This window comes from Flavobacterium sp., assembly GCF_003525665.1.
Taxonomy (GTDB): Bacteria; Bacteroidota; Bacteroidia; order Flavobacteriales; family Flavobacteriaceae; genus Flavobacterium.
Window position 1 is genome coordinate 1 of the sequence record NZ_DQDX01000174.1, and the last position, 5,665, is coordinate 5,665.

The window sequence follows — 5,665 nt, forward strand, 5'->3', positions numbered from 1 at the left end:
AATATAGAGAATAGAAAATAGAGAATAGAGAATAGAGAATAGAAAATAGAGAATAGACAAAATCTTATAATTGGTGGAAATTCGTGAAATTCGTGTAAAACAAACCGATTTCTTGTTTACTTTTCATCTCAACAAACTAAATTGCTTCTTCTTGCGTTTGTAATTTTAATCAAACCTTTTTTGAAATTTCAAATAAATACATACATTTACCAAAATTAGTTTTATACATGAGAAATTCTCTATTTTTATTCCTTTTCGGACTTATAATCTCGCTTAGTTCTTGTCGAAATGACTTTGAATTTCAACCTAGCAAAGGCGGATTGACTTTTTCTAAAGATACGGTTTACTTAGATACCGTTTTCACAAATATTGGATCAAGTACTTATCGATTAAAGGTTTACAATAAAAGTGATAACGATATTTCTATCCCAAAAATTCAATTAGCAAAAGGCACAAGTTCGAAATACAGAATGATGATTGACGGATTAACCGGTGAAGACAGTGACGCAAGCGGAATTGGTGAAGGCAAAATCTTTAACGATGTTGAACTTCTTGCCAAAGACAGTATGTTCATTTTTATAGAAGTTACTGCCGACGTGGCAAGTGCCAATCCAACCGATTTTTTATATACCGATAAAATAGAATTTTACAATATAAGTGGCGCACCGCAAACTGTGGAATTGGTTACGTTGATTCAAGATGCCTATTTTATCTATCCTCAACGAAGTGAAGTTGATGGTGAATTCTTGTATGAAACCATAAATTTAGGTTTCGATGATAATGCAGAAAATGTAGTTGCAATTGGTAGCAATTTAGATGATAATGATCCAGTAAATGGTGATGAATATACCTGGAACAATTCAAAACCTTATGTAATATATGGCTATGCTTTTGTACCTGATGGAAAAACTTTAACTGTAAATCCTGGTGCGAGAATTCATTTTCATGCAAATTCCGGATTAATTATTAGTAAAAATGCAACTTTAAAAATTGAAGGTGGTTTGTCTGTTACAGACGCTTTAGAAAACGAAGTCATTTTTGAGGGCGATCGTTTAGAACCCGATTTTTCTAATGTTCCAGGACAATGGGGTGCAATTATAAATCATTCAACTTCAACTGAAAACAGCATAAATCATTTGACTATAAAAAATGCAACCGTTGGAATATTATCTCAAAACTTAGCATTGTTTACTGACTCAAGTTCACCCTATTTGAACATAAAAAATTCGCAAATTTATGATTGTGCAAATATTGGACTATTGGCAAGAAAATCAACTATAGAAGGAAGTAATCTCGTAATAAACAATGCAGGTCAAGCTACCTTAGCGTGCACCTATGGAGGAACTTACAATTTCACACATTGTACTTTTAATAATACCTGGCCAAGTTCGCAACAAGCTGCGGTTTTACTGAACGATTACGTAGAAACTGCAACAGAAATTTATGCAAACAATCCTGTAAATAATTTTAGCTTTACAAATTGCATCATTTATGGTTCTAATCAAAATGAGTTGTTAATTGATAGAAAAGGAACAAACGCGTTTAATTATGAATTCTCAAATTGTTTGATAAAGTCAAATAACACAAATAATAATTCATTCTATCCGCCAACAAACACGACAAATTATTCAAACTGCTCAATCGCAAAAAATTCAACATTATTCAATCCTAAATTTGAAGACGAATCTACAAACCAGTTATGGCTATCTGAAGATTTGAATTTACCACATGATACAGCAGCGACAGCATTAGTTCCAACTGATATTGCTGGAATTAACAGAACAACTTCTACCGATTTAGGTGCTTATCAATATGTTCCATAAAATTTAAAATTATACAAACTAAAAGGTTTCAAGTGTCTATTTGAAACCTTTTTTTGTTTCCAACAATTTGTCGAAAAAATCGTTAAAAACTATTTCGTTCTGATTTTGCCAATTGTACTAATTACACTAAATTTGCACAACAACTAGAAATGGACAAATTCAGATGAAAATCTGTACAAATCCAAATTAAACAACAACACAATGATTCATTTTTTCGGAAACGAAAGTACTACTGTTTTTGCCGTTCAAGCGCAAAACGAACTTTCGGCAGAAACTATCTCAAAACTAAATTGGTTATTCGCTAACGCACACAAAATAGATAAATCCGTTCTTGCGGATTTTTTTGTTGGTCCTCGTGCCGCAATGGTAACGCCTTGGAGCACAAATGCTGTAGAAATTACTCAAAATATGGGTATCGAAGGCATCATCAGAATTGAAGAATTTGAAAAAGTTTCAGAAGATTTCTCTGATTTTGATCCAATGCTTTTTCAGAAATATTCCAATTTAAATCAGGATATTTTTACCATAAATATTCAACCTGAAGCGGTTCTTGAAATTGAAGACATCGCTGCTTACAACAAGCAAGAAGGTTTGGCTTTAAGTCAAGACGAAGTAGATTATCTTGATAATTTAGCTAAAAAACTAAATAGAAAACTAACCGATTCTGAAGTTTTTGGATTTTCTCAAGTGAATTCAGAGCACTGTCGTCATAAAATTTTCAACGGAACTTTTGTGATTGATGGCGAAGAAAAACCGACTTCATTATTCAAATTAATTAAGAAAACTTCTGCCGAACATCCTAACGATATTGTATCGGCATACAAAGATAACGTTGCGTTTGTAAAAGGACCAACAGTAGAACAATTTGCTCCAAAAAGTGCTGATAAACCCGATTTTTATTCTAAAAAACAATTTGATTCGGTTATTTCTTTAAAAGCAGAAACACACAATTTCCCAACAACGGTTGAACCATTCAATGGTGCAGCAACTGGTTCTGGTGGAGAAATTAGAGATCGTTTGGCTGGTGGACAAGGTTCGTTACCATTAGCTGGAACTGCTGTTTACATGACAGCTTATTCTCGTTTGCAAGAAAACAAATTAGGATTTGAAGAACGCAAATGGTTGTATCAAACCCCGATGGATATCTTAATTAAAGCCTCAAATGGAGCTTCCGATTTTGGAAACAAATTTGGTCAACCTTTAATTACTGGTTCGGTTTTGACTTTTGAACATCAAGAAAACAATAACTCCGACAGAGTTCAAAACTCTGTCGGAGTTGACTCTCGAAAACTTGGTTATGATAAAGTAATCATGCAAGCTGGTGGAATTGGATATGGAAAATTATCACAAGCACAAAAACACGAGCCAAAAGTTGGTGATAAAATTGTAATTCTTGGTGGTGAAAATTATAGAATCGGAATGGGTGGCGCCGCAGTTTCATCTGCCGATACCGGAGCTTTTGGTTCTGGAATCGAATTAAACGCAATCCAACGTTCGAATCCTGAAATGCAAAAACGTGCTGCTAACGCTATTCGTGGTATGGTAGAAAGTGATGAAAATCCGATAGTTTCTATTCACGATCACGGCGCTGGTGGACATTTAAATTGTTTGTCAGAACTAGTAGAAGCAACTGGCGGATTAATTGATTTAGACAAATTGCCTGTTGGTGATCCAACGCTTTCGGCTAAAGAAATAATTGGTAACGAATCGCAAGAACGTATGGGATTGGTTATTGGTCAGAAAGACATTGATACGTTGCAACGCATTGCCGATAGAGAACGTTCACCTATGTATCAAGTGGGTGACGTCACTGGTGATCACCGATTTACATTTGAAAGTAAAACTACTGGCGAAAAACCAATGGATTTCGCTCTAGAAGATATGTTTGGAAGTTCGCCAAAAACCATTATGGCCGACAAAACCATCACAAGAAATTATGCTGATTTAGAGTATTCTGAAGAAAATATTCCGGCTTATTTAGAAAATGTTTTACAACTTGAAGCTGTTGCATGTAAAGATTGGTTGACCAACAAAGTCGATCGTTGCGTAGGCGGAAAAGTAGCCAAACAACAATGTGTTGGACCATTGCAATTGCCATTGAATAATGTTGGTGTGATGGCTTTAGACTATAATGGAAAAGAAGGAATTGCTACTTCTATTGGTCACGCTCCTATTTCGGCGTTGATTGATCCAAAAGCTGGAAGTAGAAATGCTATTGCCGAAGCGTTATCGAATATTGTTTTTGCACCATTAAAAGATAATTTAAAAAGTGTTTCACTTTCTGCCAACTGGATGTGGGCATGTAAAAACGAAGGTGAAGACGCTCGATTATACGAAGCTGTTGAAGCTTGTTCTACATTTGCAATCGAATTGGGAATCAATATTCCGACTGGAAAAGATTCACTTTCTATGAAACAAAAATATGCTGATGGTGAAGTTATCGCTCCAGGAACGGTAATTATTTCGGCTGCAGGAAATTGTGATGCGATTTCTAAAGTGGTTGAACCAGTTTTACAAAGAAATGGTGGTTCGATTTATTACATCAATTTATCGCAAGATGAGTTTAAATTGGGCGGAAGTTCATTTGCTCAAACCTTGAACAAAATTGGTTCTGAAACACCAACGATTAAAGATGCTGATTTCTTTAAACGTGCTTTCAATGCGATTCAAGATTTAATAAAAGACAATCAAATTGTTGCAGGACACGACATTGGAAGTGGTGGATTAATCACAACATTATTAGAACTATGTTTTGCCGATGTGAATTTGGGTGCTAAAATTTCTTTTGATGCATTTGAAGAAAAAGATTTAGTCAAAATTCTATTTGCAGAAAATATCGGAATTGTGCTTCAAGCAAATGACGATACTATTTTTGAAAAAGCATTTGAAGGAATGGAAATTTTCAAGATTGGTTCTGTACAAAATATACCTTCGTTAGATTTTGGAATTTGGAATTTAAATATTGAAAATTATAGAGATACTTGGTTCAAGACCTCGTTCCTACTCGACCAAAAACAAACAAAAAACAACAAAGCAAAAGAACGATTTGATAATTTAGGAAATCAAGCGTTAAGTTATACTTTTCCAAGTCATTTTACTGGATTAGCGCCAATTATTGATGAATCTAAACCACGTCCGAAAGCAGCGATTATTCGTGAAAAAGGAAGTAATTCTGAACGAGAAATGGCGAATGCGATGTACTTAGCCGGATTTGATGTAAAAGACGTTCACATGACCGATTTGATTTCGGGAAGAGAAACTCTGGAAGACATTCAGTTTATTGGAGCTGTTGGTGGATTTTCAAATTCGGATGTTTTGGGTTCGGCTAAAGGTTGGGCTGGAGCATTCAAATACAACGAAAAAGCAAATACGGCTTTGAAGAATTTCTTTAAACGTGAAGATACCTTATCTGTCGGAATTTGTAATGGTTGCCAATTGTTTATGGAATTAGAATTGGTAAATCCGGAGCATGAAATTCACGGAAAAATGCAACACAACGATTCGCACAAACACGAAAGTATTTTTACATCGGTGAAAGTGCAAGAAAATCATTCGGTGATGTTATCTACGTTGGCCGGAACGACATTGGGTGTTTGGGTTTCACATGGTGAAGGAAAATTCAAATTACCTTATGACGAAAGTCAGTACAATATTGTAGCCAAATATGGTTACGAAGGTTATCCTGCCAATCCAAATGGTTCTGATTTCAACACTGCAATGCTATGCGACACAACAGGAAGACATTTAGTGATGATGCCACACATTGAGCGCTCAACGTTTCCATGGAATTGGGCACATTATCCAAAAGACAGCAACGATGAAGTTTCGCCATGGATTGAAGC

Annotated in this window: 2 protein-coding genes; both read left to right on the plus strand. The window is 35.1% G+C overall.

Annotated elements, in window-relative coordinates:
- The first annotated feature begins 227 nt into the window (after positions 1-227).
- Complete coding sequence (locus tag DIU01_RS12060) at positions 228-1,823, plus strand: hypothetical protein (protein ID WP_290834797.1); 1,596 nt, start codon at positions 228-230, stop codon at positions 1,821-1,823.
- A 201-nt stretch (positions 1,824-2,024) separates the two neighbouring features.
- Positions 2,025-5,665: phosphoribosylformylglycinamidine synthase (purL, locus tag DIU01_RS12065; RefSeq protein WP_290834799.1), on the plus strand; the 3,641-nt coding region annotated here is incomplete at its 3' end.